This is a genomic window from Streptomyces sp. NPDC048644 (assembly GCF_043199105.1).
Classification (GTDB): Bacteria; Actinomycetota; Actinomycetes; order Streptomycetales; family Streptomycetaceae; genus Streptomyces.
This window is the reverse complement of the sequence record NZ_JBICVO010000011.1, coordinates 183357-209074: the sequence shown is the minus strand read 5'-3', so window position 1 is coordinate 209074 and position 25718 is coordinate 183357. Positions and strand designations below refer to the sequence as shown.

At 72.2% G+C, this 25718-nt stretch carries 27 protein-coding genes and 1 pseudogene; 12 read left to right on the top strand and 16 right to left on the bottom strand.

The window, feature by feature from the left end; translation table 11 throughout:
- Window positions 1-24 precede the first annotated feature (24 nt).
- Genes ACGFNI_RS24905 through pqqA form a run of 6 tightly spaced genes read right to left on the bottom strand, consistent with a single transcriptional unit; the run spans window position 25 to window position 4335 of the window.
- Window positions 25-1068, bottom strand: a complete 1044-nt coding sequence (locus ACGFNI_RS24905) for a chitinase (protein WP_393686848.1) — start codon at window positions 1066-1068, stop codon at window positions 25-27.
- Window positions 1068-2219, bottom strand: a complete 1152-nt coding sequence (gene pqqE, locus ACGFNI_RS24900; protein WP_393686847.1) for a pyrroloquinoline quinone biosynthesis protein PqqE — start codon at window positions 2217-2219, stop codon at window positions 1068-1070. Before pqqE ends, ACGFNI_RS24905 begins: the two co-directional genes overlap by 1 nt.
- Window positions 2216-2473 (bottom strand): pyrroloquinoline quinone biosynthesis peptide chaperone PqqD, encoded by a 258-nt coding sequence (gene pqqD, locus ACGFNI_RS24895; RefSeq protein ID WP_393686846.1) that lies wholly within the window; start codon window positions 2471-2473, stop codon window positions 2216-2218. Before pqqD ends, pqqE begins: the two co-directional genes overlap by 4 nt.
- Entirely contained in the window at window positions 2470-3222 is a 753-nt protein-coding gene (gene pqqC / locus ACGFNI_RS24890) for a pyrroloquinoline-quinone synthase PqqC (protein ID WP_393686845.1), read from the bottom strand. Before pqqC ends, pqqD begins: the two co-directional genes overlap by 4 nt.
- The gene (gene pqqB, locus ACGFNI_RS24885) at window positions 3219-4139 is read right to left on the bottom strand and encodes a pyrroloquinoline quinone biosynthesis protein PqqB (RefSeq protein WP_393686844.1); all 921 of its coding nucleotides are present in this window, start codon (window positions 4137-4139) and stop codon (window positions 3219-3221) included. Before pqqB ends, pqqC begins: the two co-directional genes overlap by 4 nt.
- A gap of 10 nt (window positions 4140-4149) precedes the next feature.
- The gene (gene pqqA, locus ACGFNI_RS24880) at window positions 4150-4335 is read right to left on the bottom strand and encodes a pyrroloquinoline quinone precursor peptide PqqA (RefSeq protein ID WP_393686843.1); all 186 of its coding nucleotides are present in this window, start codon (window positions 4333-4335) and stop codon (window positions 4150-4152) included.
- Between the two features lie 679 nt (window positions 4336-5014).
- Between pqqA and ACGFNI_RS24875 the strand changes: the two genes are divergently transcribed.
- Entirely contained in the window at window positions 5015-6145 is a 1131-nt protein-coding gene (locus ACGFNI_RS24875; RefSeq protein ID WP_393686842.1) for a PQQ-dependent sugar dehydrogenase, read from the top strand.
- Window positions 6146-6385: 240 nt separating this feature from the next.
- The gene (locus ACGFNI_RS24870) at window positions 6386-6811 is read left to right on the top strand and encodes a hypothetical protein (RefSeq protein ID WP_393686841.1); all 426 of its coding nucleotides are present in this window, start codon (window positions 6386-6388) and stop codon (window positions 6809-6811) included.
- Between the two features lie 148 nt (window positions 6812-6959).
- Here ACGFNI_RS24870 and ACGFNI_RS24865 read toward each other — a convergent pair whose 3' ends face one another.
- Entirely contained in the window at window positions 6960-7808 is an 849-nt protein-coding gene (locus ACGFNI_RS24865) for a Crp/Fnr family transcriptional regulator (protein ID WP_393686840.1), read from the bottom strand.
- A gap of 216 nt (window positions 7809-8024) precedes the next feature.
- Between ACGFNI_RS24865 and ACGFNI_RS24860 the strand changes: the two genes are divergently transcribed.
- Window positions 8025-8861, top strand: a complete 837-nt coding sequence (locus ACGFNI_RS24860; protein ID WP_393686839.1) for an erythromycin esterase family protein — start codon at window positions 8025-8027, stop codon at window positions 8859-8861.
- A complete protein-coding gene (locus tag ACGFNI_RS24855; protein ID WP_393686893.1) occupies window positions 8759-9085 on the top strand; it encodes an erythromycin esterase family protein in 327 nt (108 codons plus the stop codon). The genes ACGFNI_RS24860 and ACGFNI_RS24855 overlap by 103 nt, the downstream gene beginning before the upstream one ends.
- A gap of 10 nt (window positions 9086-9095) precedes the next feature.
- On the opposite strand, the gene ACGFNI_RS24850 is transcribed toward ACGFNI_RS24855, so the two are convergent.
- Together ACGFNI_RS24850 and ACGFNI_RS24845 are read right to left on the bottom strand one after the other, a co-directional pair.
- Window positions 9096-10070 (bottom strand): alpha/beta hydrolase, encoded by a 975-nt coding sequence (locus tag ACGFNI_RS24850; RefSeq protein ID WP_393686838.1) that lies wholly within the window; start codon window positions 10068-10070, stop codon window positions 9096-9098.
- A 235-nt stretch (window positions 10071-10305) separates the two neighbouring features.
- A complete protein-coding gene (locus ACGFNI_RS24845; protein ID WP_393686837.1) occupies window positions 10306-11568 on the bottom strand; it encodes an NADH:flavin oxidoreductase/NADH oxidase family protein in 1263 nt (420 codons plus the stop codon).
- A 95-nt stretch (window positions 11569-11663) separates the two neighbouring features.
- On the opposite strand from ACGFNI_RS24845, the gene ACGFNI_RS24840 reads away from it, so the two are divergent.
- Window positions 11664-12245 carry a TetR/AcrR family transcriptional regulator gene (locus ACGFNI_RS24840; RefSeq protein WP_393686836.1) on the top strand — a complete coding sequence of 194 codons (582 nt, stop codon included), beginning with the start codon at window positions 11664-11666 and terminating at the stop codon, window positions 12243-12245.
- Here ACGFNI_RS24840 and ACGFNI_RS24835 read toward each other — a convergent pair.
- The 3 genes and pseudogenes from ACGFNI_RS24835 to ACGFNI_RS24825 form a co-directional block, all read right to left on the bottom strand.
- Window positions 12246-12954: pseudogene (locus ACGFNI_RS24835) on the bottom strand (hypothetical protein).
- Between the two features lie 13 nt (window positions 12955-12967).
- On the bottom strand, window positions 12968-13294 hold the full coding sequence (locus ACGFNI_RS24830) for a plasmid stabilization protein (RefSeq protein ID WP_393686835.1): 327 nt from the start codon (window positions 13292-13294) through the stop codon (window positions 12968-12970).
- Window positions 13295-13477: 183 nt separating this feature from the next.
- Complete coding sequence (locus tag ACGFNI_RS24825; RefSeq protein ID WP_393686834.1) at window positions 13478-14428, bottom strand: TetR/AcrR family transcriptional regulator C-terminal domain-containing protein; 951 nt, start codon at window positions 14426-14428, stop codon at window positions 13478-13480.
- 197 nt (window positions 14429-14625) lie between these two features.
- On the opposite strand from ACGFNI_RS24825, the gene ACGFNI_RS24820 reads away from it, so the two are divergent.
- Window positions 14626-15735, top strand: a complete 1110-nt coding sequence (locus ACGFNI_RS24820) for an FAD-dependent monooxygenase (RefSeq protein ID WP_393686833.1) — start codon at window positions 14626-14628, stop codon at window positions 15733-15735.
- A gap of 135 nt (window positions 15736-15870) precedes the next feature.
- On the top strand, window positions 15871-17010 hold the full coding sequence (locus ACGFNI_RS24815; RefSeq protein WP_393686892.1) for a lipase: 1140 nt from the start codon (window positions 15871-15873) through the stop codon (window positions 17008-17010).
- Between the two features lie 85 nt (window positions 17011-17095).
- On the opposite strand, the gene ACGFNI_RS24810 is transcribed toward ACGFNI_RS24815, so the two are convergent.
- Window positions 17096-18001 carry an SDR family oxidoreductase gene (locus tag ACGFNI_RS24810; protein ID WP_393686832.1) on the bottom strand — a complete coding sequence of 302 codons (906 nt, stop codon included), beginning with the start codon at window positions 17999-18001 and terminating at the stop codon, window positions 17096-17098.
- Between the two features lie 124 nt (window positions 18002-18125).
- Here ACGFNI_RS24810 and ACGFNI_RS24805 point away from each other — a divergent pair, with 124 nt between their 5' ends.
- Window positions 18126-18689: a TetR/AcrR family transcriptional regulator gene (locus ACGFNI_RS24805; RefSeq protein WP_393686831.1), complete on the top strand. Its 564-nt coding sequence runs from the start codon at window positions 18126-18128 to the stop codon at window positions 18687-18689.
- 36 nt (window positions 18690-18725) lie between these two features.
- Here ACGFNI_RS24805 and ACGFNI_RS24800 read toward each other — a convergent pair whose 3' ends face one another.
- Window positions 18726-19397 carry a PucR family transcriptional regulator gene (locus ACGFNI_RS24800; protein WP_393686830.1) on the bottom strand — a complete coding sequence of 224 codons (672 nt, stop codon included), beginning with the start codon at window positions 19395-19397 and terminating at the stop codon, window positions 18726-18728.
- Window positions 19398-19670: 273 nt separating this feature from the next.
- Between ACGFNI_RS24800 and ACGFNI_RS24795 the strand changes: the two genes are divergently transcribed.
- Together ACGFNI_RS24795 and ACGFNI_RS24790 are read left to right on the top strand one after the other, a co-directional pair.
- Window positions 19671-20651: an MFS transporter gene (locus ACGFNI_RS24795; protein ID WP_393686829.1), complete on the top strand. Its 981-nt coding sequence runs from the start codon at window positions 19671-19673 to the stop codon at window positions 20649-20651.
- A gap of 249 nt (window positions 20652-20900) precedes the next feature.
- Window positions 20901-21401: a GNAT family N-acetyltransferase gene (locus ACGFNI_RS24790; RefSeq protein ID WP_393686828.1), complete on the top strand. Its 501-nt coding sequence runs from the start codon at window positions 20901-20903 to the stop codon at window positions 21399-21401.
- A 33-nt stretch (window positions 21402-21434) separates the two neighbouring features.
- Here the strand turns inward: ACGFNI_RS24790 and ACGFNI_RS24785 are convergent, their stop codons facing one another.
- Window positions 21435-21785 carry a hypothetical protein gene (locus tag ACGFNI_RS24785; protein ID WP_393686827.1) on the bottom strand — a complete coding sequence of 117 codons (351 nt, stop codon included), beginning with the start codon at window positions 21783-21785 and terminating at the stop codon, window positions 21435-21437.
- A gap of 206 nt (window positions 21786-21991) precedes the next feature.
- Between ACGFNI_RS24785 and ACGFNI_RS24780 the strand changes: the two genes are divergently transcribed.
- Window positions 21992-23305, top strand: coding sequence for a phytase (locus ACGFNI_RS24780; RefSeq protein ID WP_393686826.1), 1314 nt, complete (start codon window positions 21992-21994; stop codon window positions 23303-23305).
- A 25-nt stretch (window positions 23306-23330) separates the two neighbouring features.
- Here ACGFNI_RS24780 and ACGFNI_RS24775 read toward each other — a convergent pair whose 3' ends face one another.
- Window positions 23331-23945 (bottom strand): heme-binding protein, encoded by a 615-nt coding sequence (locus tag ACGFNI_RS24775; protein ID WP_393686825.1) that lies wholly within the window; start codon window positions 23943-23945, stop codon window positions 23331-23333.
- 468 nt (window positions 23946-24413) lie between these two features.
- Here ACGFNI_RS24775 and ACGFNI_RS24770 point away from each other — a divergent pair, with 468 nt between their 5' ends.
- Window positions 24414-25685: an amidohydrolase family protein gene (locus tag ACGFNI_RS24770; RefSeq protein ID WP_393686824.1), complete on the top strand. Its 1272-nt coding sequence runs from the start codon at window positions 24414-24416 to the stop codon at window positions 25683-25685.
- Window positions 25686-25718 lie beyond the last annotated feature (33 nt).

Genomic DNA, 25718 nt, shown 5'->3' with positions numbered 1-25718 from the left:
CTCCCGGCCCACGGTGCCGGAGGCTCAACCCTCGTACTGGGCCACGATCTTGGTGTAGGCGTACGGCTCCTGATCCACGCCGCTGCAGCTGTCGCCGGCGTTGCCGCCGGAGCCACAGGGCCGGTCGCGGTTGACGGCCCAGAAGGCGAAGCGGGCGAGGTGGTGGGTGCGGGCATGGTCGAGGATGGTGCGGAAGTCGTCGAGGGTGACGTTCTCGTCGGCCTGGTCGGTGTGGCCGTTCATGGAGGACACGCCGGTCTTGCGGTAGGCGTCGGCCTCGCTGTAGCCGTAGGCGGACTTGACCTCGGCTGCGAGGCCGTCGAGCGCGCTGACGGTGGCCTCGCCCATGGTGCCGCTGTGGCCGCCGAAGTCGAACGGCATGATCACCCAGCCGTCGTTGTCGAGACCGGCCTCGGCACCGCGCCTGATGAGGTCCTTGCCGTCTTCGTTCGGCCCCTCGGGGGTGGTGCCCATGGTGACGTACGTGACCAGGCCGGGATTGGCGGCCTTGACCTTCTTCAGGGCGTCGACGACGCGCTGGCGCACCGTCGCGTTGCTCATTTCGGTGTCCTCGATGTCGATGTCGAGCGCCTTGAGCCGGTACGCGTCGATCACCTTCTGGTACGCGCCGGCCAGGGCGTCGGCGCTGTCGCACTTCTCGCCCAGCTTGGCGCCGCTCCAGCCGCCCGCAGAGATGACGACGTCGCCGCCCTTGGCGCGGATCGCGTCGATGGCGGCCTGGTCGCTGCCGCCGGCCAGCGGCCGGCTGCCGTCCCAGGCGGGGTTGCAGCCGCCGTCGGAGAGGATGAAGGCGAGGGTGAACCACTTGGTGCCGGTCGCCTCCATCACCTCGGTGGGCGGCTGCGGGTCGCCCCAGCCGAGGTACTCGTAGGGCGCGGCGGCCATCGGCGGAGCGGCCTTCGGGGCGGCCCGGCGGGGCGCGTCGGTGGGTGTGCCGGCCGCGGCGCCGGTCGTGGCGGCGGCGGTGAGGAGGGCCGCCGCCGATGCGGTCAGCAGGGCGCGGCGGCGCCGTACCCGGTGACGGGGCTGTGGTGCGGTGCGGTCCATCAGGGGGTCTCCACTCTGCGGGACGGGTGGCCTGGCCGGCGGGGGCGGCCCAGGGCATGGGGCGGTGGCGCGGGCGCGTCCACGAGGTCGCGGACGAGGGTGTGGTGCGGGGAGTGGCGGCAGGCCGGGTCGGTGGCGGCGGCGTCCCCGGTGAGGGCGTACGCCTGGCAGCGGCAGCCGCCGAAGTCCCGCTCGCGCAGGGCACAGCTGCGGCAGGGGTCGCGCATCCAGTCGGTGCCCCGGTAGCGGGTGAAGGCCGTGGAGCGCTCCCAGATCCAGCGCAGCGGCCGGTCACGGACGCCGGGCGGGTCGAGTCCTGGGATGGCGGCTGCGGCCGGGCAGGGCAGGACCGTGCCGTCGGGGGCGACGGTGAGCGAGACGGCGCCCCAGCCGCCCATGCAGGGTTTGGCGGTGCCGTCGAAGTGGTCGGGGACGACCCAGATGATCTCGACGCGGCCGTCGAGCTGCTGCCGTCGGCGCCGTACGGTCACTTCGGCATCGGCCAACTGGGCGCGGCTGGGCAGGAGTTCGGCCTTGTTGAGGAGTGCCCAGCCGTAGAACTGGGTGTTGGCGAGTTCGATGCGGTCCGCGCCCCAGGCGGGGGCGAGGTCGATCAGTGCGTCGAGGGCGCCGAGGTTGTGGCGGTGGAGCACGACGTTGAGGCCGAGGGGCAGTCCGGCGTCCGTGACGAGGGCCGCGGCGCGTTCCTTGGCCGCGTGGGCGCGGTGGCCTGCGATCCGGTCGCCATGGGCCGGGTCGGCGTGCTGGACGGAGAGCTGGACGCTGCGCAGTCCGGCGCCCGTGAGGCGGGCCAGCCGGTCGCGGGTGAGGCCGACACCGCTGGTGATCAGCTGGGTGTGGATCCCGGCGCCGTCGGCCGCCGCGACGATCTCCGTCAGGTCCCGGCGCAGCAGCGGCTCACCGCCGGAGAGGTGGGCGCTCACCACACCCAGATCGGCGGCCTGGCGGAACGTGTCCTGCCATTCGGCGAGGGTCAATTCCCGGCTGCGGCGGGTGAGTTCGACGGGGTTGGAGCAGTAGGTGCAGTGCAGCGGGCAGGCGTGGGTCAGCTCGGCGAGCAGTGCCCAGGGCGGCGGCGGCACGGGGCCTGTGTCCGCCGCCGGGGCGCCGGGGGCGGGCGGTGCGGTCATCGCAGCCAGCCCTCCTTCCGTATCCGGTCGAGGAAGGCGGGCACCTCGGCGGCGACGGGCGCGCCGGGGTGACGGGCGGTCAGCTCCCGGACGATCTGCGGGACGTCGCGGGTGCCGTCGCACAGCCGCAGCACCTCGCCGGCCGACCCGTCGAGCACCACGACCCGCTCGGGCAGGAGCAGCAGGTCGACGCCGCGTACCCGGTCGGCGCGCAGGAGGACGCCGGGGGCGGGGCCCGGGTGCCAGGCGGTCATGCCTGCGCTCCCGGTTCCGTCCCGGTCTGCGGCCGGCCGCCGCGTTCGACGGCGTCCAGGAGAGCCCAGAGGACCTCGCATTTGAAGGTGAGGGCGGCGACGGCCAGGTCCTGGTCTTCGGCGGTCCTGGCTCCGTCGATGACCAGGGCGAGTGCCTCCTTGCTGTCCCGGCGGCCCTGGCCCTGCCGGTCGCGGAAGTAGGTCAGGCCGTCCTGCTCGATCCAGGGGTAGTGGCGTTCGAAGGCGTCGATCCGGGTGCGCATGATGTCCGGGGCTGACAGTTCGGTGAGGGATGCGGCGACGGCCTCCAGCGGGGAGCGCAGGCGGCAGAAGTTCACATAGCCGTCGACGGCCAGCCGGACGCCGGGCAGCACGCCGGAGGCGTCGAGCAGCAGCGCGCGCCCGATACCGGCGGCCTCACCGAGCCGCAGCCAGCGTTCGATGCCGCCCTCGCCCTCCCGGTCGCCGTCGTGGTCACGGATCCGGCGCAGCCACATCCGGCGCAGTGCGGGGGTGTCGAGCTTCGCGGTGATCAGGGCGTCCTTGACGGGGATGTGGCGCTGGTAGTGGAAGCGGTTGCGGATCCAGCGGCGCAGCTCGTCGGGGGTCAACTGCCCTTCGTGCATGCGGAGGTTGAAGGGGTGGCGGTCGTGGTAGTGCTCGCGCGCGACGGTACGCAGGCGTTCCTCGAACGAGGCCCGTGCCGCCTGGGATGCGGGGCGGGGCGGGGTTCCCGGCAGGCCGTTCATAACGCGATCTCCATCCCTTCCACCGCGACGGCGAGGCCCCGTGCGGCGAGGTGCCCGTGCTGTGGTGCGCCGGGGTCGGTGAGCGGGTTGGTGTTGTTGAGGTGGGTGTAGAGGCAGCGGGCGCGCAGGGGGGCGAGGCGGCGGGCGGTGCCGTGTGGGCCGTCGATGGGGAGGTGGCCCATGGCGGTGGCGCTCCGGGTGGAGAAGCCGCTGCGGTGCGGCTCGTCGTCGTCCCAGAAGGTGCCGTCGAGCAGGACGCAGTCGGCGTCGGCGAGTGCCGCGTCGAGCCCCGGTGGCCAGGTGCTCAGGCACGGGGCGTACACGGCGGTGCCCCCGGTGGCGGGGTCGTGCAGCCGCAGGGCGATCACCCAGGTCGGATCCTCGGCGTCGGCCGCCGGGGAGTCGGCCGCGTAGCGGGGGCGTTTGGCCGAGACGGGCAGGGCGCTGATCTCGATTCCGGTTCCGGTGCCGGTGTCGGTGCCGGTGAGCGGCACCGGGTCAGGTCCCAGCTCGCGCCAGGTGAGGTCGGTGTACGGCCCGAGTACGTCGGCCAGGTGCAGCCGTTCGCACAGTGCCCTGCGGACCGGTGCGGTGGCGAGGACGTCGACGCGGTCGGCCTCGCGGAGCCTGGCGAGGCCGAGGGTGTGGTCGAGTTCGGCGTCGGTGAGGATCAGTCCGCGCACCGGGGTGCGGCGGGCGGCGGGGCCCGGGTGGAGTTGGGGGGTGGCTTCGATCTGGTCGGCGATGTCGGGGGTGGCGTTGATCAGGAACCACTGGCCGTCGTCGGCCCGTACGGCGAGTGAGGCGTGGCGGCGACGGCGTTCCGGGTGGGCGCGTGCCCCGGCGCATCCGGGGCACGCGCAGTTCCACTGGGGCACGCCGCCGCCCGCCGCGGTGCCGAGCACCTTGAGCAGCATGCGGCGGCGGTCAGCGGTCGGTGAGCCGGTACGCGGTGACTTCGAGCGCGGTGTCGATCACGGTGTAGCCGGGGGTGTGCCAGGCGGTCGCGGTCCGGGTTCCGGAATCGTGCGAACGGGGCGCGTCCTTCGGCACGTCGGTCTGCGGGGTGTGCGGCGCGCGGTGCGCGGTGGGTACGGCCTGGAGGCTGGTCATGGGGGGGTCCGCCCTTCGCTGGAGCAGGTGGTTGGGGGGAAACGGAGCGTTCCTGGCATGGCGGCGCCGGGCTCCGGGCGTCGCCGCGCCGGTCACCCGGCACCGGCCCGCCGTTGCGCCCAACCCCCCTTCCATACAGGGGTGTTGGCGCGCGGTAGCCGGAGGTGCGGCGCCGACGGGAGCGGGCCGGCGCCCCGCCGCGCCGTGACGCTCCGTACCGCACCGCAGAATCACCGCCCATGAGCGCCGCCGTCAATGGGGCCGGGCGGCATCGGTCCGGTCCACGCGGCGTCCCGGGGCGTTCCCCGGCGCTTCCATGTACGTCAACTCCCCTGGTGGGAGGCGTTTGTGGGGTCCGGCCCCCGGTCGTGGAAACTTCTTCCGGCCGCCGTCCGCCGTCCGTGACTCCCCGGGCGTGTGCGGTAACTCCGGTCAGGACGGGGCACTTTGGAGGTGGCCGCGCGCTCCGCACGCCCCGCGCCCGGTCTCTTGACGGTGCTCTGAGCCCGCAGTAGGTTCCCGGCCAGTCAACAAACAGGAAACTTTCCTATCAGCTTCCGGGCGGTCCGCCCCGCCGACGCCGCCCGGACGGGACGTCCGCCCGCCCGCGCGTCCCGGCCCGCCGTTCACCGCACCCCCAGGGCATGTCCTGCCGCACCTTCCTGACCGGAGGCCCCCCATGCGCAAGCGCATCCCCATCCGCCCCCACCGCCCCTCCCTCCGCAGCCTCGGCGCGTCCGCCGCGGCCGTCGGACTGCTGCTCGCCGCCGGAGCAGCCGGCCCCGCATCGGCGGGCCCCGCGCATCCGCCGCGCCCCGCCGACCGGGCCACGGCCGATTCCGCCCCCGGCACACCGGCGACCGTCTCGGACGGCTGGTCCATCCCGTGGGGCCTGAGCTGGCTGCCCGACGGCTCCGCCCTGCTCACCGAGCGGGACACCTTCAAGGTCTTCACGCTCACCCAGGACGGGACGAAGAAGGAGATCGGCAAGGTGCCCGAGGTGGTGACGACGGGCGGCGAGGGCGGCCTGCTGAGCATCGCCGTGTCCCCGCACTGGGAGAGCGACCACCACGTCTTCGTGATGCACACCGCGTCGGAAGGCAACCGCATCGCGCGGCTGACGTACCAGGACGGCAAGCTCGGCGACTACACCGTGCTGGTCAAGGGGATCAAGAAGAACAAGTACCACAACGGTGGCCGCGTCAAGTTCGGCCCCGACGGCTTCCTCTACGCCACGACGGGCGAGGCGCAGACCCCCGACCTGGCGCAGGACAAGAAGTCCCTCAACGGAAAGATCCTGCGGATGACGCCGGACGGCAAGGCCGCGCCGGGCAACCCGTTCGGCAGCCTCGTCTACTCCTACGGCCACCGCAATCCCCAGGGCCTCACCTGGGACACCGAAGGACACCTGTGGGAGGCCGAGTTCGGCAACGCCAAGTACGACGAACTGAACCTCATCGAACCGGGAAAGAACTACGGCTGGCCGACCTGCGAGGGCAGCTGCTCGACCGACGGGATGACCAGCCCGAAGCGCCAGTGGCCGGTCAAGGAAGCCTCCCCCAGCGCCGTCGCGTACGCGGACGGGGCGCTCTATCTGGCGGCGCTGCGCGGCCAGCGGCTCTGGCGCATCCCGGTCGACGGCACCACCGCAGGCACCCCGAAGGCGTACTACACCAAGGACTACGGGCGGCTGCGCACCGTCGAGGCGGTGCCGGGCAAGAAGGCGCTGTGGCTGACGACGACCAACGCCGACAACAACGGCGACGGCGGCCCCGGCTCGGACAAGGTGTTCCGGATCGACCTGAAGTGAACCGGCCTGAAGTGAACCGGCCTGGAGTGAGGGGCGGCGGGGCCGCGGCGGGGGGCGCCTTCACCGGCGTCCGGGCGCTCACCACGGCACCTCGGACAGGAGATCACGGAACCTATGTCACGATCGCGGAACCTATGTCACCTTTGTGACTTTTCGGGCGCAGCGACACCATCGGCGGACTCACTCTTGACTTGAGGCAGGCGGTCATCGGCCGCCCCTCTGGAAGCGAGGAGAGTACTCATGAGTAAGTCGATTCGGCGCCTCGCCGCTGTTGCGGCCACCGGACTCCTGGCTGCCGGCACGCTGGCAGCGGCCGGCGGCGCAGCCTCCGCTGCCGAGGCACAGCAGAGTTCTACCGGACACGTTGCTGCCGTCAGCACCAACGCCCACCACGACTCCGACGGATGGGGTTGGAACAACGACGGTTACCGCGGTCACGACCACAACGGCGGCTATGGCGGTTACGGCCACGGCCACGGCGATGGTGGATACGGCCACGGCAACGGTGGCTACGGCCACGGCGGCGGTCATGGCGACGGCGGCGGTCACGGTGGCGGTGGCCACGGTGGCGGCGGCGGTCACGGCGGCGGTGGCGGTCACGGCGGCGGCGGTGGCGGTGGCCACGGCGGCGGCGGTGGCGGCGGTCACGGCGGCGGCGGCCGGTGATGAGTGAAAGGTCTGAGTGAACGGTTGGCGGCCGGGCCGGGAAACGCCCGGCCGCCGGGCGTTCAGCGCTATGCGCGGGACAGCGGGGAAACGCTCCTGTCGCGCGAAGAGGCGCCCACCGCCCGGCACTTGTGGTGCCGGGCGGTGTTCATGTCGCGAGCTTTTGCAGGGCGGCGGCGTCGCTGATTTCGATGGTGCGGTAGGCCAAGCGGATGGCGCCGCGCTGTTCGAGTTCTTTGAGGATCTTGTTGAGGGAGGGGCGGCGGGCGCCGAGCATGGCGGCGAGCGTGCGCTGGGGCAGGCGGACGGCGCCGTCGACCGCTTCGTCGAGGAGCAGGCGGGCGGCCTGCTGGATCAGAGTGCCGCCGAGCAGCGTGGTCAGCCGGGCCTGGCTGTGCGCGAGCCGGATGGAGATGCTGGTCAGCCAGCGGCGGGCGACGGCCGGGCGGCTCTGGAGGACGCGGTCGAAGTCGGCGTTCGACAGGTGCAGGAACTCCCCGGTCTCCAGGGCCCTGGTGGTGTAGGGCAGCGGCATGCGCAGCAGCATCTGGACGTCCCCGTCGATGTCCCCGGGATGCAGGATCTGGACGACGACCTGGCGGGAGCCGGAGCCGACGGCGAGTTCGGCGCTGCCGCTGCGCAGGATCCACACCCCGGACGGGGCGGCGCCTGCGGCGGTGACGACGGTCCCGGGGCGCACGGGCACCGGCCGCAGAATGTCGGCGAGCGCCACCACGTCCTCCGCGCGCAGCGGCGCGTGCTCGCCGCGGCCGAGGGATCTGGCCACCCATGCCGCGGCTTTGAGCTGGTCCTGGGGCGGTTCGGTGACGGTCGCCTGGAGGCGGCCGTGGTGCTGCTGCGGTTGCACCATGTGACAGTCCTTCGCGTCGGGGCGGCCCTCGGCGGCACGGTGGCCTTCGGCCTGCTGTACGCCACGGTCGTCCACCGGCCGGATCCCGCCGGTGCGCTGACCGGCGTCCCGGTCGGACTCGCCCACGGCCTGGTCGTGGGGATGATAGCGATGCCCGTGGCGGCAAAGGCGCACCCGCGGATGGCGCGCCCGGCGGTGTCGGCGAGCGCGTCGCGCCGAGGGCCGGGGCGGTCCCGACGGTCTCGCGCCCGCTGCCGCCCGACGCGAGATTTCGCCGCCCCCTGACGCCCAGCCGGCCAACCGCCTTGACCTCAACCACACTTCAGGTAAGAGGCTCAGGGCATGAACACCGACACCACCGCTCCCCGGCGCACCACCCCTTCCCGTACGTACCCGTCCGGGCCGCGGCACGCCGACGCGGGCCCGCTGTCCGGGGCCGCCCTCGACGAGCTGGCCGGGAGGCTTGCCGACGGGGCGACGATCGTCGGCATCGGGGAGTCCACCCGGGCCGCCCGGGAAACCTTCGGCGTGCGGGACCAGCTCTTCCGCCGGCTGGTCGGGCGCCACGGGTTCCGGGCGCTGGCCGTGCAGGACAGCGCCGACGTGGCCGCCCGCCTCGACGGGTACGTACGCGGCGGCGGGGGTTCGGCCGCATCCGCGCTCGACGGCGCCTGGCGTCCCTGGCGCACCGCCGAGATGGCCGAGGCGCTGACGTGGATGCGGGAGTTCAACCAGGACCATCCGGACGACCCGATACGGATCTTCGGCGTGAAGCCCGCGCAGGCGCAGCCCGACGACTACGACGCCGTCCTGGACCACGTCCGCGCGTCGGCCCCGGAACGGCTGGCGCAAGCCGCGTCCTACCTGGGCCTGATCCGGACCGCCCACCACACCGATGAACACGTACAGCGCGCCCGGGGAACGCACCCGGGACGCCCGTTCGCCGACCACGCCCGCGACGCGCTCGCCCTGGTCAGGTCGCTGCCCGGAGCGGGGACGGCATCGCGCACACCTCGGCAGCCGAAGCGGTCCTGGGCATGGCCGCCGAGCGCGGCCCGCAGCCCGGAGTCGGCAGCCTGCTGCGTGAGCGGTACGGCGCCCGGTACGTCTCGGTGGCGATCGGCTTCCACCACGGAGATCTCGGTGTCGCCGTCGTCCCGGAACCGGCCGCGGACCTGATCGACGCGCGGCTCGGCGCGGCGGGCCCGCCCGACCACTGGCTCGACCTGCGCCGCGACGCGGTACGCCGCCGATGGGACGGCCCGGCGAAGGCCCGCGTCATCGGCGGCGTCTACGACCCGTCCCGTGACGACGTCGCGCACCTCGCCTTCGCTTCCCTCGCCGACGCCTTCGACGTGCTCATCCACCTGCGCCGGGTGTCTCCGGTGCGCTCGCTGCCGTGAGCGTGTTCTCTCAGCTGCCGTGCAGCGCCGTCCTCAGGGCGTCGACAGCGAGTGTGCGGGCGACGTTGGCGGCGCGGGTGTCGCGCAGGCTGTCCAGGAGGAGGAAGTCGTGGACCATGCCGGCCACCCGGACCGAGGTGACGTCGACCCCGGCCTCGCGCAGCTTGTTGGCGTACTGCTCGCCCTCGTCGCGCAGCACGTCGGCCTCGTCGGTGATGACGAGTGTGGTGGGCAGCCCTCTGAGCTGTTCCGGGGTCGCCCGGAGCGGGGATGCGTACGCCTCGGCGCGCTGGGCGGGATCGGTGGTGTAGGCGTCCCAGAACCACTTCATGCCGTCGCGGGTGAGGTAGTAGCCCTCGGCGAATTGCAGGTAGGACGGGGTGTCGAAGTCGGCGTTGGTCACCGGGTAGAGCAGGACCTGGGCCTTGAGGCCGATCCCGCCGCGCTCCTTGTTCATCAGCGCGAACACCGCCGACATGCAGCCGCCGACCGACTCTCCGGTCACGGCGATGCGCGAGGTGTCCAAACCGTGTTCCGCGCCGTGTTCCAGGACCCACTGGCCCACGGCGTAGTTCTGCTCCACCTGTGTGGGGTACTGCGCCTCAGGTGCCCGGTCGTAGACGGGAAAGACGCCCGCGGCTCCCGCCCCGACGGTCAGTTCGCGGAAGAGGCGGTCGTGGGTCCTGTCGTCGCCGAAGACCCAGCCGGCGCCGTGGATGTAGAACACCACCGGCAGCGGCCCGCCGGCCCCCTTGGGCCGGATGATGCGGGTGCGGACCGTGCCCCACCGGCCGGCGTCCACGTCGACCCACTCCTCGTCGACGTCCGGGCGGGCCACGCCGGCGCCGCTCTGGAGGCCGAGCAGGATGTCACGGCCCTGCTCCGGTGGGACCTCGTAGATCCGGGGGTGCGGGTCGGTCGCCTCGGCCAGCTCCTTCGCGGCGGGTTCGAGGTAGGGGGTGATCGGCGGCGGAAGCTCGGTCATGTCCACTCCATGCCCCGGGCACCATGTGCCCTGTCGCGCGGCGGCACCGGCCGCGGCTGGTTGTCGTCCCCCGCTGAAACCCGCGTCCCATCGTTCGCTCCCGGTCCGCACCGCGCAACCTGCCGCAGACGTTCCACGCCACCACCGACCGGCCGTGCCGGGGGCCGGATCGCCGTCTCGGCCGGAGGTGCCGCAGAGGGTCGCGGCCGGTGCACGGGCGACGGCCGCGACCTGCTCACGCGGGACGGCCCGCCGCGGCGGCGCCTCGTGCCGCGGGCAGCCAGGCGCGGTAGCGGCGCAGCGCCCGTCGCTGCTGGAGCTGCTCGGCGATCAGGGCACGCGCCGGGTGGGTGCCGGGCCTGGGGTCGCTGCCGCGCGCGATGCGGCGCATCTGGTGGCGGACCTGCGCCATGCCTGCCGCCGAGGCGAGTGCCTTGTCGGACCAGGTCACCGGCCGCAGCTGCCGGCCGGCCTCGCGTCCGCCCCGCCAGCGGTCGGGCAGGTCAGGGGTGACGGCGAGGGCGGTGCCCATCCCGACGAGCGCCACGCCGCCGGCGAGCACCGTTTCGGCGGTGTCGCGTCGCGTGATACCGCCGGTGAGCATCAGCGGGAGGGGGCTGGTCTTGACGAGGTCCTTCGCCAGGTCCAGGAAGTAGGCCTCGCGGGTCCGGGTGCGGGCATCGGCGGGGCGGCCGGACATCGCCGGGCTCTCGTAGCTGCCGCCGGACAGTTCGACCAGATCGACACCGAGCGGTTCGAGCATCGCGATCACCTGCCTGGCGTCGTCGGCGTCGAACCCGCCGCGCTGGAAGTCGGCGGAGTTGAGCTTCACGGCGACCGCGAAGGACGGCGAGACGGCGGCGCGGACGGCACGGACGACGTCCAGCAGCATCCGGGACCGGTTCTCAAGCGACCCGCCCCACGCGTCGGTGCGCCGGTTGACCAGCGGGGACAGGAACTGCGACAGCAGGTATCCGTGCGCGGCGTGGACCTCCACACCGTCGAACCCCGCTTGTTCGGCCCGCGCGGCCGTGACCGCGAAGCGGGTGACGGTGTCCTCGATCTGCTCCGGGGTCATGGCCACGGGGCGGCCGAAACGGCTGCTGTGCCGGCCCAGGTCGACGCCCACCGCGGAAGGGCCCCACACCACACCCGGCATGTCCGCCTGAATCTGGCGGCCGGGGTGGTTGATCTGCATCCACACGGCCCCACCGCCGGACTTGGCGGCCGTGGCCCACTCGGTGAACGGCTCCAGCGGCGCGGCATCGTCGAGCACGACGCCCGCAGGGCCGGTCAGCGCCTCGGCGTGCACCATGACGTTGCCGGTGATCAACAGTCCGGTGCCGCCGGCGGCCCAGCGCCGGTACAGCGCCAGTAGCTCCCGTCCGGGCAACTGGCCGTCGGCGGCCATGTTCTCTTCCATGGCCGCCTTCACGATCCGGTTGCCCAGCGCCGCTCCGGAGCGCAAGGACAGCGGCGAGAACAGCTCGCTGGTCATCCGCGTTTCCTTCTTTCATCTCGATCGATGACGATGTATGCGTCGTTTACATTAGGGGACGATGTGAGCGATGCAAACATGAGAGGGTGTGAACCATGTCGCAAGCGAGTGCGTACCACCACGGCAATCTGCGCGCCGCCTGCCTGCGCGCCGCGCGAGAGCTGCTTGAAGAAGACGGCAGCGCCGGACTGTCGCTGCGGGCGGTGGCGCGGCGGGCCGGCGTATCGGCGACGGCCCCCTACCGCCACTACGCGGACCGCGACGCACTCGTCTCCGCGGTCGCGGCGGAGGGCTACCGCGAACTCACCGGGCAGCTGGCCGCGGCACACCCCTCACCCACGACGCCCGACGATCTCGCCGCGGTCGCCGTCGCCTACGTGCGCTTCGCGCTCGACCACCCCGCGCTGTTCCGGGCGATGTTCGCGGAGCCCTGCGACCCGGACAACGAGGACCGGGTCCACGCGACGGCCGCCATCTCCGCGTACGTCCACCACACCGTCCGCAACGCCTTCCCCGGCGCCGACCCGGACGCCCTGTCGACCACGGTGTGGGCCCTCGTGCACGGCCTGGCGTTCCTGCACCTCGACGGCAAACTCGACACCTCCACCCCGGAGGCGGTCGCCGGGCAGGTCCGCAGCGCCGTGCACGCGCTGTTCACCGCCGCGTCGACGGTGTAATCAAGGGAAATAGGACTGGAGCGTGCCGCGGCGCCGGATATCGAGCGTTGCGCAGTGGAACGAGCCGCCGAACGGCGCGTAGTGCAGCAGGTCGCAGGGGATCGGCTCGAACCCCCAGTTTTCGAGTGCGCGGAGCATGCCGGTGTGATGCCGCTCCGCGATCACCCGTTTTTCGTCGATCATGAGAATGTTCATGCTGAGCCATTTCCCGCACAACGACGTGGTCCTGAGCAAAGGCTCATCGATCGGGTCGGGCTCGGGGGCGATCAGGACATCCCACGAACTCAGAATGCCGGGCAGCCGGTTGATGTCGATGTATTCCGGATTGACCAGCACCTTGCCGGGCGAGAGCAAGAGAAATGTCGCGTCGATGTGCATGGGCGTGCGACAGCGGCTCTCGATCTCGTGGATGCGGTAGCCGGTCCCGAGGTGGCGGCGCAGCCACTCGATGCCCAGGCGGTTGGTGACGTTGCTCCGCGTGACGAACACATCGCGTCCGGCGCGGATACCTGAAGCCGGAGGCGAGCCCCTGCAACCGTGCCGCCCACGGCGGGATGTTGCAGGCCACGACCGGATGACTGGAGGGAACCGTCGCGCCTTCGAGGCGTCCGACGATGATCTCCTCCAGCGGATCCCATTCGTTGTGGGAATTGACCGGGGAACCGAGAGGTTCCCCGGTGTTACCGACCGTGCCCGATGGCCCCGACATGAAAAGAACCGCGTCAGCGGCCGACGGCCTTGCGCAGTTGCTCCTTGTTCATGTTCGAGCGCCCTTCGACGTTCTTCCGTCTGGCCTCTTCGTACAGCTGGTCGCGGGTGGGGCTCTGCGGTCCGCGGTGGGAACGTTCGCCGCCGCGCTGCGCAGCGGATTTCGGGTCGCGGGTGGAAACCTTGCTCGCGGTCTTCGATTCGCCGGCGCGGGCACGTTCCTTGTTGACGGTGCGCGCGGCGATTTCCTTGGCACGGCGTTCGGACGTGCCGCGCTCTTCGGCCTGTTCCTTGATGTGCTCGTACTGCCGCTCGCGCTTCCTGTTCGATCCTGCGGGCATGAGGCGACTCCTGTGGTCGGGGAGGCCGTGCGCCTTCCGGTGAGCGGTGCGGGGCGTCGTTGTCGGTGAGGTGCTCGCTCCCCCGCGGCTGCCCGCCGTGACCAGGCCCCTCGTCCACTGTGCGGCAGGCACCGAAGGGGCGCGACCGCTCCCCCGGCCCGGCAGTCCTGCGCTGCGACCGGCTCAGGTTTTCGCCGGCCCCCGCCTCCCTTCGACGATGCCGGCGAAGCCGTCGAGGAGCGGTCGAAGGCCGAACTCGAAGAGTGCGTCGATGTTCAGGTCGTAGCCGTCATCGAAGCCCGTGACGACCCGGGTGAACACGGGGTACCGGTCCGACTCGATGATCGCTCGCATCGATGCGGCCTGGCGTTCCATCCACTCGTCTTCGGTGAGCCCCGTGGCGGCCTCGGCCTGGGCCTCGCGTTCCAGGTTGACCGCGAGGCCCTGGATGTAGCTGTACAGCAGCACGTGCAGGTCGAACATGGTCACCGGGTCGAGGCCCTGACGGTCCAGCGTGCTGAGCATCCACTCGCCGTGCACCATCAGGTTCGGCAGCATCAAGGGGCGGTTGAGCGGACCGATGTGGGCCAGCCAGGGGTGCTTGCGGTTCAGCTGCCACAGGGTGCGCGCGCCCAGCTCCAGGCGGGCCCGCCAGCCCTCGGGCCCGGGGGCCGGATAGGTCAGCTCGCCGTAGGCGGCGTCGGCCATCAGCAGGACGAGTTCGTCCTTGCTGCCGACGTAGCGGTACGGGGACATGGCGGCCACGCCCAGGCGGGCGGCGACACCGCGCATGGAGAGTGCGGAGAGCCCCTCGGCATCGGCGATCTCGATGGCGGCGCGGATGATCCCCTCCTGGGTCAGTTCCTGATCGCCGGGGAGGGGCGTGCGCCGCTTCGGGCGTGCGGGTGCCGGGTGCCCCGCGACGAACGTGGCGGCGCGCGGGCGGGTTTCCACCAGCCCTTCCATCCGCAGTGCCGTCAGCGCCTTGGTGGCGGTGGCCAGTGCGACGCCCCAGTCCCTGGAGAGCTGGCGCGTCGACGGGATCCGGTCGCCCGGGGCGAGTTCGCCGTCCCGGATGCGGCGCCGGATGTCGGCGACGATGCGCGCGTAGGGCGGGTCGGGTGCCTCGGCCATGCTGTGCCCCTCCTTCGGACGCCCCGTTTTTGTGAATCTTCTCAGGCCCGTACACACTGTACTAGTGCAGACCTTAGCAGCGACAACGGTCGTGACGGGCATATCTGGCCTAGTACAGCAGACAGTTGAGACGGTTGTCCGGCCCTGCAAATACGCCGTACATTCAGCCGCGTACAGCGTATGAAAGGGGTATTCACATGAAGACGGTCCTCATCTCAGGCGGCGGAATCGCCGGATCCGCACTCGCGCACCTGCTGCACAGGCGCGGCCTCGCACCCGTGGTCGTGGAGCGCGCCCCCGGCCTGCGCCGAGGCGGTCAGGCCGTCGACATCCGCGGCGTCGCACTCGAAGTCGTCGACGGCATGGGCCTGCTGGAACAGGCCCGCGGGATGCGCACCCGGATGCGCGGGATGTCGGTACTCGACCCCGACGGCAACGAGATCGACCGCTCCACCGAGGCCACCTTCAGCAGCGGACGGCTCGACAGCGCCGACATCGAGCTGCTGCGGGATGATCTGGTCCACCTGCTGCACGAGCACACGCGCCAGGACGCCGAGTACGTCTTCGGCGACAGCATCACGGCGCTCAGCGAGGACGCGGACGGTGTGCGTGCCGACTTCGCGCACGGCCCCTCCCGCACCTTCGATCTGGTGGTGGGCGCCGACGGGCTGCACTCGACGGTCCGGCGGCTCGTGTTCGGCCCGGAAGAGCGCTTCGCCCACCATCTGGGCAGCTATGTATCGGTGTTCGGCGCGGACAACTTCCTGGCGCTGGACAACTGGCAGCTGTGGCTTCAGGACGGCGACGCGGGATTCGGCATCATGCCGGTACGCGACAACGCGGAGCTGCGGATCGCCTTCGGCTTCCACTCCGGCCCGCTCGACGGCAACCACCGCGACACCGAGTGGCTCCGCGGGCTGGTCGCCGACAAGCTCGCCGCGCTGCGCTGGGAGCCGACGAGGCTGGCGAAGGCCGCTGCCGAAGCGCCCGACTTCTTCTGTGACGCGATGGCCCAGATCCGGATGGAGCACTGGACGCGGGGCCGGGTCGCGCTGCTCGGGGACGCGGGCTACTGCGCCTCCCCGCTGTCGGGGCAGGGGACGAGTCTGGCCTTGGTCGGTGCCCACGTGCTCGCCGACGAGCTGGGCAGGGCGGGCGACGACCACCGCGGCGCGTTCGCCCGTTACGAGGCGCGTATGCGGCCGTTCGTCGCGCTCAACCAGGCCCTGGCGACGGAGAATCCGGGCGGGCCTGCCGCCGAGGAGTCGGTGGCGCGGGCCAAGAACGCCATCGCGCTGGGCGGTTGAGGACGCGGGCGGACGCCGGCTGGGGGCACGGTCGGCGCGGCAGGGGCGGTGCAGGCGGGCCGATTGTCATCGAAGGGCGGTGATCAGTAGGTTCGTTGCGGCAGCGAACCAGGGGCGGGAGTGGTGACGGTGACGATGCGGACGGTTCCGCTGGTGGGCGGGCCGGTGGAGTTGCGGGGCGCGCTGGATCTGGAGGTCACGGAGGCGGGGGTGATGCCGCGCCGGCTGCCCGCGTGGACCAAGGAGCAGTACCAGGACCCGTCGGTCCATGGGGTGACCCTGATGCCTTCGGGGGTGCGGCTGGTGTTCCGTACCGATGCTCGTGAGCTGGAGTTCGAGGTGCTCACCTCCACGGGACAGCTCGATACGGACCCCGCGCCCCGCCCGACCGGGATGCTGGATCTGCTGGTGGACGGCGCCCCGGCCGGGCGTCGGCAGGCGCCGCTTGGCAACGTGCTGCGGATGGCGGCGCCCGGTGCCGCGCAGCGGCTGATCCCGGGCGAGCCGGGGACCGTGCGGTTCACCGGGCTGCCGGCCGGCATGAAGAGCATCGAGCTGTGGCTGCCGCAGCAGACCCCCACGGAACTGGTGGCGCTGCGCGCGGACGGCGAGGTGCTGGCGCCGCTGCCGGACGGGCGGCGCCGCTGGGTGCACCACGGCAGTTCCCTCAGCCACTGCATCGAGGCCGACGGCCCGACCGGCACCTGGCCGGTGGTGGCGGCCGGGCTCGGCGGGGCCGAGGTGATCAACCTCAGCCAGGCGGGCAACGCCGTGCTCGACCCCTACATCGCCCGGACGATCCGCGATATGCCCGCCGACCTGATCAGCCTCAAGGTGGGCATCAACATCGTGAGCCTGGCCGCCTTCCGGCTGCGGACGTTCGGCCCGGCGGTGCACGGATTCCTCGACACGATCCGGGACGGGCACCCGGACACCCCGCTCCTGCTGGTGTCCCCGGTGAGCTGTCCGGCATTCGATGAGACCCCGGGCCCGGCCACGACGGGCCCGGACGGGAAGGTCATCGCCCTGGGTGACCCGGCGGACGTGGCGGGTGGGGCGCTGTCGCTGGCGGTCGTCCGTGCCGAACTCGCCCGGATCGTAGCGGCCCGGCAGGCCCACGATCCCCACCTCCACCACCTCGACGGCCGCGAGCTGCTCGGCCCTGACGAGACGGACGACCTGCCCGACGGCCTGCACCCCACCGCCGCCGCCTACCACCGGATGGGCGAGCGCTTCGCCGCCCACGCCTTCACGCCCGACGGTCCGTTCCGCTGAACGACCGCCGCCCGCTGCGCGGTTGGCGCACTCCGTCGGCCGGATCGCGAACACGGCGGGCGGCGGGCTCAGACGGACCGGGAACTCAGGCGGACCGGGGGCTGAAGTAGTGGCCGCCTTCCAGGTCCTCGATGAGGCCGGGGCCCGTCGGCTGCCAGCCCAGCAGTTCGCGCGTCAGCTCGTTGGACGCCGGGATGTCGGCGCCGAAGAAGCGGCCCAGCCAGCCGAAGTGCGCGTCCGCCTCCTCGGCGGGGACGGACGTCACCGGCAGGTCGAGGCGACGGCCGATCACCTCCGCGAGGGTGCGGATCGGCAGGCCCTCCTCGGCGGTGCCGTGCAGCACCGATCCGGCCGGGGCACTCTCCAGTGCCAGCCGGAACAGCCGCGCGGCATCGAGCCGGTGCACCGCGGGCCAGCGGCCGGACCCGTCACCGACATAGCCGGAGACGCCCTTCTCGCGGGCGATCTCTATCAGCCTGGGGACGAACCCGTGATCGCCCTCGTCGTGGACCGATGCGCCAAGGCGCACGAGGGACGAACGCACGCCGCGCCCGGCGAGTTCGAGCACCGCCCGCGCGCCGGCATCCCGGGGGCCCGCGGCCGATTCGGGTCCTGGCCGGTCCCGCTCGGTCGCCAACCGCCCCTGGGCGACCCCGATCAGTCCGGAGGCGACGGCGAGGGGGCGGCCGGAGCCCTCCAGCACGCCGCCGATGGCCTCGATGGCGCGCAGATCGGTCTTGGCGGCGTCCTCGAAGTCCGCGAAGTCGTGGATGAAGGCGAGGTGCACGACCCCGTCGGCCGCGGCGGCGCCCGCGCGCAGGCTGTCCAGGTCGTCGAGGGCACCGCGGTGCACCTCGGCTCCGGCGGCGGCGACCTTCTCGGCCGAGGCGTCCGAGCGGGCGAGCCCGACGACCTGATGGCCGGCGCGGAGGAGTTCGGGGACGACGGCGGAACCGATGAAGCCGGACGCGCCGGTGACGAATACACGCATCAGTGAGATCTCCATGCCAGAGGCCCGTCCGCGGCGCGGAGTCGCGCCCGGACAAGCTGATGTCAGTGACTGTCATCGAACCGTACACCCGATGTCAGGAGCTGTCATCACGTAGGATCAGGCCATGGGGCGATGGGAACCGGGCGCGCGCGAGCGGCTTGAACGGGCGGCGTTGGAGCTCTACATCGAGCTGGGCTTCGAGCGGACGACGGTGGCGGAGATCGCCCACCGCGCGGGCCTCACGGAGCGGACGTTCTTCCGCCACTTCGCCGACAAACGCGAAGTGCTGTTCTCCGGACAGGCCGAGCTGCTCGAAACCGTCGTGAACACCATCGCCTGCACCCCCGAAGCCACCGCCCCCATCGACGCGGCGACCGACGCCATCCGGGCCGCCTCCACCCGGTTCGAAGAGCGCCGCGAACTCGCCGGGCAGCGCCGGACCGTGATCACCGCGAACGCCGCGCTCCGGGAACGCGAGTTGCTGAAGCTCGCCTCACTCGCCGCCGCGACGGCCGACGCGCTGCGCCGCCGCGGGGTCACGGAGCCGACCGCGAGCCTCAGCGCCGAGGCCGGCGTCGCGGTCTTCAAGGTCGCGTTCGAGCGGTGGCTCGGCGAACCCGGCGGGCGGACGCTGTCCGACCTCATCCGCGACTCCCTCGACCACCTCAAGTCCGCGACCGCGGGCTGAGGGGTGCCGCCGGCTGCCCGCCGGCGGCACCCCGTCTCATTCCTCTTCGCTGTAGGTCTGCAGGGCGAGGAAGACGTCCACCATGTCCTCCGTGCAGCTCAGGTCCCGCCCGGTGAGGGGCCGCACCTTGGCAAGTCTGTTGCGCAGGGTGTTGACGTGGATGTGCAGCGCTCCGGCCGTCTCCGTCCAGCGCATGCCCGAGCGCAGGAACACCTCCAGGCTGCGCATCAGTTCGCTGCGGTGCGACCTGTCGTACTCCTCGACCGGGCCGAGGACGGATTCCGCGAATCCCCGACGGGTCTCGCGGTCCAGCAGCGCGAGCAGCAGCCGGTGCGCGCTGACGTCGGCGAAGGACACCACCTGAGTGACGGCGGTGAAGGGCACCTCGACGGGCAGTTGCAGCAGCGGCATCCGGGCCTCACAGCAGGCGCTGACGAGTTCCGCCGGTACCACCGGTGTGCTGGTGCGCAGTCCGTAGACCAGACCTGCCGCGCGGGAAGCGATCAGGCCCCTGACGTACACGGCGGGGTCCTGCTGAGCGAGCCAGAGGCCGTTGGTGAGGACCAGTTCATCCTCCCCTATGTACGGGCCGGGGTCGGGCAGTTCGGTGACGTGCACCCACCGGATGGCCCGGTTCAGTCCGCCGGTGTCCCCCACCGCCTGGAGCCCCAGAGCGGAATGGCCCAGGAGGTCAGCGATGCGCAGCATGGCGCGCTGACTCGCCGGGACGGGACGAGGCCCTCACGCATCGGTTCACGGGACAGAAAGAAGCATGTGTGCGTGGCATGTGTCCAGCGCCGGACGGGAACCAGCCACACCTCCGCACCCACCGGGCCGCGGGGCACCGTACGGGTCCGGTACCTCCACCGCGCCAGGGGCGGTGGAGGAAGACACACTCAACGGCCCGTCTGATGGAGATCTCGACACTGTTACCAGCGGTGCCGCTCTGCTGGGATCAAGCAGGTGAATCTTTCGCAATCCGTGCCGCCTCGAATCCAGCAGCAGACCCTCTTCACCCGGCCCATGGTGGCGGTACTCCTGTGCACCCTCAACGGGTTCGCGGGCTTCTACCTGCTGCTGTCGACCGTGCCTGAGTACGCAGCGCAGACGAGCGGCCACACGGCAGTGGCGGGAATCATCACCGGCGCGCTGATGGCCTCCACGGCCGAGCTGGCTCCCGCCGGGCGGCGCAGCCAGGGCACGGGCTGGAACGGGGTGGCGACGGGGCTCGGCGGCACCGTCGGCACCCCGTTCGGTGTGCTTCTGGCGCACCGATTCGGCTATCAGCCGCTGTTCGTCGCGGGGACGGTGGCGCCGCTCTGCGGGCTGCTCGCCGCCCTGTTCATCGTGGCACCGCGGCCGGCTCCCGTCGTGCGCCCCCGTGTCGTCACCGGGATCGTACGGCCGGCGATACTGCGCCCGTTCATCCTGCTGACCGCGGGTGCCATGGCGTCGGGTGCGGTGGTGACGTTCCTGCCGCTGGCCGCGCCGAGGGAACCGCTCTGGCTCACGCCCGTGGCCCTGCTGCTCTTCCAGTTGGGCATCACCGGGAGCCGCTGGCTGGCCGGTCGGCTCGGCGACCGCTTCGGCAACCGGGCGCTGCTGCTGCCCGCGACGCTCACCACGGCCGTCGGCGTGCTCGGCGCCACCCTGACCGGCGATTCCGCGACGCTGCTGATCCTGATGCTGGTGTTCGGCGCGGGTTTCGGAACGCTCCAGAACGCCACCCTGGTGCTGATGCTGCAACGGGCCGGACGCAAGGGGTTCAGCGTGGCCGGAGCGCAGTGGAATCTCGCGTTCGACGCCGGTCTGGGCCTCGGCGGCTTCTGCGTCGGGATCGTGGTCCAGAGCACGAGTTATTCCATCGGCTTCGCGGTGGTGTCCGGTCTGCTGCTGATGGTGAGCTGCATCGCCCTACGGGACGTCAGGGCCGGAGGTGAAGCCGAGGGCGAAGAAAAATGATCAGGGAAGAACAGTGCCTCACGCTCATGAACGCCCCAAAGCGGCTGAGTCTCCCGGCCGCCTGCTAGGGTCACGTCATCAGAAGCCTTCCCGGCTGGACGCAGATCCGCCGGGGAGGCTTCTTCTGTGTCCTGGGGCCGCATCGCCCCGGAACGGTGCACCTCTCCACAGGGCGCCGGCCCCTGCCGGGACCACCGGTCCCAGTAAGGCCCCCGCCCCGGTGGACCCGCCCCGGTAAAGGAGAAGTTCATGTCCGACGTGTCCGTGCGCCTCGCGAACGCCGCCGATCGCCCCGTCCTGGAGCGCCTGTGGCTGATGTTCCGTCACGACCTGTCCGAGTTCCATGGTCTGCTGCCCCGCCCTGACGGCACGTTCCGCAGCGACCGACTGGACGACGCTCTCACCCGCGGCGACTGGGCGCCGTACCTCCTGACCAGCGGCGAAAGCCCCGTCGGCCTCGCGTTCGTGCGCGGTCTGCCGGGTCCGATGCGCGTGTTGAACAGCTTCTTCGTGGTGCGTGGGGCGCGGCGGACGGGGATCGGGCTGCGCGCGGTGCGGGCGGTGGTGGCCGAGCACCCCGGGCCTTGGGAGGTCGCCTTTCAGGACGAGAACGTGGCCGCGGTGCGCTTCTGGCGCCGCGTCGCCACTGCGATAGCGGGCGACGCGTGGACCGAGGAGCGCAGGCCGGTGCCCGGCCGGCCTGAGCTGCCGCCCGACGTCTGGATCGCGTTCGACGTCCCGGCCTGCTGAGCTACGCGGCGGCGTGCGGCGGACCTGGCCGATTCAGTCTCCCTGCGACCACGCGGCCACCGGGAGGGACAAGTAGACGCCGAAGTCGCTGAGTCCGGTCGCGGCACCGATGGCGTCGTGCAGCGCGTCCACGCGTTCCTGGCGGTTGGCGGCTCTGCTCTCGAACCACTTGGACCGCACCTCGATCACGATGTCCAGGCCGCAGCGGTCCAGCGGTCCCAGCTTCCGGAAGCGGATCTCCACATCGCCCGGCTGCAGGTCACCGTCGTACGGTTCCTCGGGGCACTCCACGGCCTCGGAGACCAAGTGCGGGAGCACCGAGCCGAGTTCGCGGAGTTGGGGTTCGGCGACCGTCGGCGCGTAGGTGACTTCGATGAGCGGCATCGGACTATTTTAGGCCGGGCCAGGCGGTCGGATCCTGGGGAGTGGTGGGCCTCCGGTAAGCGACCGGAGCGCCGCGTGAGGTGAGGTGCCCGGCCCCGTCCGTTCACTTCGCGGACGGCTGCCGGTCGCGTTACCCGGCGGAAAGCCTTCACGGCGCGGTCACACAGTGATCTCGTCATGTTCGCGACATGAAAGGACCGCCCTTCATGGCCAAGCCCCGCAGCGCACGCCCCGCTCTCGGCCGGCTCGCCCTCGTCACGGCGCTCGCGGCGCTCACGGCGACGGTGCCGCTCGGCTCCGGCGCACAGGCGGCCACCGCGCCGCCCGCCGTGCTGCCGCACGCCGAGACGCCGGCCCTGCACGACGACGAAGCGGGCGGCAACGCCGATGCCGACGACCCGGCGATCTGGCGCAACGCGGCCGACCCGGACCGCAGCCTGGTCATCGCCACCGCCAAGCAGGGCGGGCTGCGCGTGTACGACCTCGGGGCGCGCGAGGTGCAGTCCCTGCCTGCGCCCGCCGCTCCCGGCCAAGGCGACGCGCCCGGCCGCTTCAACAACGTCGACCTGGTGCGCGGCATGCGCGTCGGAACGGGCCGCGCCGACCTGGCCGTGACCAGCGACCGCGGCACCGACCGGCTGCGCGTCTACCGCATCGACCGCGACCGCGCCGGGGGCCCGCTCACCGACGTCACCGACCCGTCGGCGCCGCCCGTCTTCTCCTCGTCCCAGCAGGAGATCAGCGAGCAGCGCACCGCGTACGGCCTCGCGACGTGGAAGGACCCGTCGACGGGCCGCTCGTACGCGATCGTCAGCCGCCGGGAGCGGACCCGGCTCGCGCTGGTCGAGCTGACCGCGAAGCCCGACGGCACGGTCGGCTACCGGCAGATCCGCACGCTCGACCTGCCCGACAGGTTCACGCTGCCGAACGGCGCTTCGTGGTCACCGTGCGCCGAGCCCGGCGAACTGCCGCAGGTCGAGGGCATGGTCGTGGACCCGGCGAACGGCACGCTGTACGCGGGCCAGGAGGACGTCGGTATCTGGCGACTGCGCGCCGACCTGACCGGACCGACCCAACTGGTCGACAAGGTCCGCGAGTACGGCGTGCCCGGCACATACGACAAGGCGACCGAGAAGTGCGTGGCGGGCGCCGACCCTGGCTACGGCGGCACGCACCTGACGGCCGACGTCGAGGGCCTGACGCTGCTCGGCCAGGACGGCGGCGACGGCTATCTGCTGGCCTCCAGCCAGGGCGACCACACCTTCGCCGCGTACGACCGCGAGCGGTCCGAAGGCAACGCGTACGAGGGCGGCTTCCGCGTCGCCGCCGCATCCGGCGCGCCCGACGGCTCCGAGGAGTGCGACGGCGCCGCGGTCCTGAACGAGCCGCTCGGGGACGCGTACCCGCACGGTCTGCTCGTCGTGCAGGACGGTCACGACGCGCCCGGCGACCCCGAACGGCCCTCCACCGACTTCAAGTTCGTGGATGCGGGCGACGTGCTCGACGCCGTCGGCGACTGACCCGGAAGCCGGGGCACGCCGCCGGCTACTCGGCGAGTGCGGCGACGCCGGCCCGCGCGAACTTCTCGTCCAGGTCGCCGGACGGGGCGCAGGCGACGCCGATGCCGGCGATCGGCGCCTTCTCCGCGGTGACCGGGGCGCCGCCGGCGAGGAACAGGGTGCCGGGGATTTCCTTCAGCGTCGGGGCGCTCTCCAGCCGCTTGACCAGTTCGGAGGTCGGGGCGTTCCAGGAGACGGCGGTGTACGCCTTCTTCACGGCCGACTCGTAGGACTGCGGTCCCGCGCCGTCGCCGCGCAGTGCGACGACGGTGTTGCCGTTGCGGTCCACGACGGCGACGGAGACGCGCTGGTTCTCCTGCTGCGCGGCGTGCAGGACGGCTTCGGCGGCGTCGGTGGCCGCCGCGACGGTCAGGTGGGTGGACTTGGTGAGGTGACCGCTCCCCGCGTCGGCCTTGACGGCGGTCCGGGCGGCCGGAGCGGGGGATGACGCGCTCGCGGACCAGGCGCCGAGGCCACCGATGGCGAGGGCGGCGACGGCGCCTCCGGCGAGGACGCGGGCGCGGGCGCGCTTCGAGACCTTCTTGTCGAGCCCATCACGCCTGTCGTTCCTGTCGCTCTTATCGCGCTTGTCGTGATTCATGGGGAAACTCCAGTGGCTCTCAGAGGGTGTGCGGGGCGCCGACGGCCGGAAGGGGCCGGGGCGTCGGCGTCCCTTCCGGCGGGGTGTGTCCGGGGCGGGCGGGGGTCGACCGCCGCCCCGCTCCGAGATCCATCCTGGGGCCGCATTCCGGCGGCTCCCGTCGGCGTACCGGCTCCATGCGGCGGGCGGGAGGGTGGACACCGGGGTCGTCCGATCGGTTGACCCGGTGCCGCCCGCCCGGTGGGCGCACGCCCCGGCCCGCAAGGGCATCCGCGCATCCTGCGAGGCCGTCCGCATATTGGGATACCAAACCTCCGAAGGGAAGCGGGCGAACCATCGCGGCGCATCGCATACAGGGGCGAACTCCATCGCTGTGGCGGTGATCTTCCCGCGCGTGAAGCCTTGTCCCGCACTCTCCATTTGGTATACCAATTGACCGGTTGCCCGCAGAGCGCCTAGGAGCCCGCCATGTGTGTCGAGTCCGTTCCGCCCCCGTCCAGCCGGGTCACCCGTCGCGGCATACTCGCCGGGGCCGCCGCGCTGGCCGGGACGGCCGCCGCGCTCTCGGCGGCTCCGCGGGCCGCCGCCGCACCGACGCGGGGCGCGGGGCACACCGGCGATCTGGTTGTCGAAGGCGGCACGCTGCTCGACCCGGCGACCGGTGATGTCACCGAGGACGCCGTCGTCGTGATCCGTGCCGGTGTGGTCCGCGCCGCCGGCGCCAGGTCGCGGACCGAGGTTCCGGACGGCGTCCCGCGCCTCGACGCGCACGGCCGGTGGGTGCTGCCCGGCCTGATCGACGCGCACATCCACCTCAACACCGCCGCCGAGGCGCGCGACGCCGTCCGCAAGGGCGCCACCAGCGCCCGCAGCGGCTCCACGAACTTCTACCAGGACATCGCCGTACGGGAGTTGGCCCGCCAGGCCCCCGAGCTGGCGCCCCGGCTGCGGGCCGCCGGCGTCTTCGTCACCCCCGATCTGGGCGACACGGTGCTCGCCGACCCCGATCTCACCCCGCTCGCCCGCCTGAAGGACGGAGTGCGTTCGGCCGAGGCGCTGCGCCGGGTCGTCCAGGTGAACCTCGCCCGCGGTGCGGACGTGATCAAGACGCGGGTGAACGAGCGGGCCGGGCTGCCGGAGCAGGACCCGCTGACCCAGGTCTACTCGTACGAGCAGCTGTCCGACGTCGTGGCGGCGGCGCGGCGGGGCGGCAAGGGCGTGCTGTGCCACAGCTACAGCGAGCGTGGCTGCGACGACGCGGTGCGGGCGGGGATCAGGTCCTTGGAGCACGGGGTGTTCGTCGCCGAGCGGACCCTGCACGACATGCGGCGCAGGGGTACGTACTTCACGCCGACGCTGACCGCGATCGCGGGGCTCGTCGACGCGTCCGACCCGGTACTCGCCGAGCGCGGGCGTGCGTACCTGCCGGTCCTGAAGGACGCGGTGCGCACAGCGCACGAGCTGGGCGTACCGCTGGCGGCCGGCACGGACTCATCGGGCGGCGAGGTCGAACCCATCGGCGGGGAAGTGGAGTTGATGCGCGCGGCGGGGCTGTCCGCGCTGGACGCGATCCGTACGGCCACGACCGGCGCCGCCCGGCTCCTCGGCCTGGAGCGGACGGCGGGGCGGCTGGCGCGCGGCTTCGCGGGAGACGTGGTCGTGGTCGACGGCGACCCGCTCGCCGACGTGTCCGTGCTGAAGAAGCCGCTCCGCGTGGTCCGTGCCGGGCTGCCGCTCTGAGCCGTCTCACGCCACCTGCCCCGCCGTCCCGTC

Excerpts from the sequence above, each read along its gene's own strand:
- pqqB (WP_393686844.1), bottom strand. The coding sequence starts at position 4,139 with ATGCTGCTCAAGGTGCTCGGCACCGCGGCGGGCGGCGGCGTGCCCCAG.
- ACGFNI_RS24770 (WP_393686824.1), top strand. The coding sequence starts at position 24,414 with ATGTGTGTCGAGTCCGTTCCGCCCCCGTCCAGCCGGGTCACCCGTCGC.
- ACGFNI_RS24780 (WP_393686826.1), top strand. The coding sequence starts at position 21,992 with ATGGCCAAGCCCCGCAGCGCACGCCCCGCTCTCGGCCGGCTCGCCCTC.
- ACGFNI_RS24875 (WP_393686842.1), top strand. The coding sequence starts at position 5,015 with ATGCGCAAGCGCATCCCCATCCGCCCCCACCGCCCCTCCCTCCGCAGC.
- ACGFNI_RS24905 (WP_393686848.1), bottom strand. The coding sequence starts at position 1,068 with ATGGACCGCACCGCACCACAGCCCCGTCACCGGGTACGGCGCCGCCGC.
- pqqA (WP_393686843.1), bottom strand. The coding sequence starts at position 4,335 with ATGACCAGCCTCCAGGCCGTACCCACCGCGCACCGCGCGCCGCACACC.
- pqqD (WP_393686846.1), bottom strand. The coding sequence starts at position 2,473 with ATGACCGCCTGGCACCCGGGCCCCGCCCCCGGCGTCCTCCTGCGCGCC.
- ACGFNI_RS24870 (WP_393686841.1), top strand. The coding sequence starts at position 6,386 with ATGAGTAAGTCGATTCGGCGCCTCGCCGCTGTTGCGGCCACCGGACTC.
- ACGFNI_RS24845 (WP_393686837.1), bottom strand. The coding sequence starts at position 11,568 with ATGACCAGCGAGCTGTTCTCGCCGCTGTCCTTGCGCTCCGGAGCGGCG.
- pqqE (WP_393686847.1), bottom strand. The coding sequence starts at position 2,219 with ATGACCGCACCGCCCGCCCCCGGCGCCCCGGCGGCGGACACAGGCCCC.
- ACGFNI_RS24805 (WP_393686831.1), top strand. The coding sequence starts at position 18,126 with ATGGGGCGATGGGAACCGGGCGCGCGCGAGCGGCTTGAACGGGCGGCG.
- ACGFNI_RS24785 (WP_393686827.1), bottom strand. The coding sequence starts at position 21,785 with ATGCCGCTCATCGAAGTCACCTACGCGCCGACGGTCGCCGAACCCCAA.
- pqqC (WP_393686845.1), bottom strand. The coding sequence starts at position 3,222 with ATGAACGGCCTGCCGGGAACCCCGCCCCGCCCCGCATCCCAGGCGGCA.
- ACGFNI_RS24860 (WP_393686839.1), top strand. The coding sequence starts at position 8,025 with ATGAACACCGACACCACCGCTCCCCGGCGCACCACCCCTTCCCGTACG.
- ACGFNI_RS24850 (WP_393686838.1), bottom strand. The coding sequence starts at position 10,070 with ATGACCGAGCTTCCGCCGCCGATCACCCCCTACCTCGAACCCGCCGCG.
- ACGFNI_RS24820 (WP_393686833.1), top strand. The coding sequence starts at position 14,626 with ATGAAGACGGTCCTCATCTCAGGCGGCGGAATCGCCGGATCCGCACTC.
- ACGFNI_RS24825 (WP_393686834.1), bottom strand. The coding sequence starts at position 14,428 with ATGGCCGAGGCACCCGACCCGCCCTACGCGCGCATCGTCGCCGACATC.
- ACGFNI_RS24840 (WP_393686836.1), top strand. The coding sequence starts at position 11,664 with ATGTCGCAAGCGAGTGCGTACCACCACGGCAATCTGCGCGCCGCCTGC.
- ACGFNI_RS24790 (WP_393686828.1), top strand. The coding sequence starts at position 20,901 with ATGTCCGACGTGTCCGTGCGCCTCGCGAACGCCGCCGATCGCCCCGTC.
- ACGFNI_RS24800 (WP_393686830.1), bottom strand. The coding sequence starts at position 19,397 with ATGCTGCGCATCGCTGACCTCCTGGGCCATTCCGCTCTGGGGCTCCAG.
- ACGFNI_RS24775 (WP_393686825.1), bottom strand. The coding sequence starts at position 23,945 with ATGAATCACGACAAGCGCGATAAGAGCGACAGGAACGACAGGCGTGAT.
- ACGFNI_RS24815 (WP_393686892.1), top strand. The coding sequence starts at position 15,871 with ATGCGGACGGTTCCGCTGGTGGGCGGGCCGGTGGAGTTGCGGGGCGCG.
- ACGFNI_RS24810 (WP_393686832.1), bottom strand. The coding sequence starts at position 18,001 with ATGCGTGTATTCGTCACCGGCGCGTCCGGCTTCATCGGTTCCGCCGTC.
- ACGFNI_RS24830 (WP_393686835.1), bottom strand. The coding sequence starts at position 13,294 with ATGCCCGCAGGATCGAACAGGAAGCGCGAGCGGCAGTACGAGCACATC.